Source organism: Escherichia sp. XD33 (assembly GCF_019375075.1).
Lineage (GTDB): Bacteria > Pseudomonadota > Gammaproteobacteria > Enterobacterales > Enterobacteriaceae > Enterobacter > Enterobacter flexneri_A.
The window spans coordinates 1-705 of sequence record NZ_JAENDM010000260.1; the positions used below are offsets into that span (position 1 = coordinate 1).

Annotated in this window: 2 protein-coding genes; both read right to left on the reverse strand. The window is 45.2% G+C overall.

Going from position 1 to position 705, the window contains the following annotated elements; genetic code table 11:
• Positions 1-266, reverse strand: a 266-nt coding sequence (locus K0778_RS26675) for a DUF2303 family protein (protein ID WP_000081263.1), incomplete at its 3' end; no start/stop codon positions are given.
• A 65-nt stretch (positions 267-331) separates the two neighbouring features.
• Positions 332-694 carry a protein YfdP gene (gene yfdP, locus K0778_RS26680; protein WP_000135682.1) on the reverse strand — a complete coding sequence of 121 codons (363 nt, stop codon included), beginning with the start codon at positions 692-694 and terminating at the stop codon, positions 332-334.
• Between the last annotated feature and the right edge of the window lie 11 nt (positions 695-705).

Sequence of the window (705 nt, forward strand, 5' to 3'; positions counted from 1 at the left end):
CGCATATTATCAGCATCGATAAAGCAGCGGGTGCCTTCATCTGCAAGATCTTTAGAATAACGGGTAAAGTCATCGATGCTGGCAGTGGAAAGCGCACCACGGAAACGGAAGCGATTTAAATTAAATTTTTCCAGATCATGAATGCGGAAATTCTCAGGCAATGCCACAGCATCGGCACCAATCTTACTGATAATTTCATTAACACCCTGAGCAGAAATAAGGGCATGGATTTGATTAATTGCGGTTGCGTCTAAGTTCTGAGACATAATAAGTCCTCACTATATAAAGATATTCAGTGATGAGATAAATAATCAGTTAATTAAAAACGATATTAACGACCTGCTGCGCGGAGTTTTCCGTCAGGTTCACCGGCAAGAGTCAGTAACTGTCCCTGGTCTTCCTGCAGAATAGTCAGGCGACCACCGCGATTGACATACATCGGCGTTTCGGTGGTGTCTTCTTCGGAAATTTTCCCGCGGTTAGTCGGGCGAACATATGAGAGTTTGTGTTTGATTTTCACACGGTTCTCATCAAATGGTTCGATTTCCAGGTTGAGTGAGACCTTACCTTTGGTTTTCGTGTTCATCACACCGGAAGCGACTTCACTGAGAACTGCGCCGATTTTGGTTTCAAATACGCCGCCGTCCAGCTCCCCGATAAATGCCTGCACATCAGTACTGCGTTCGCTAGCCATTTTGCTGCTCC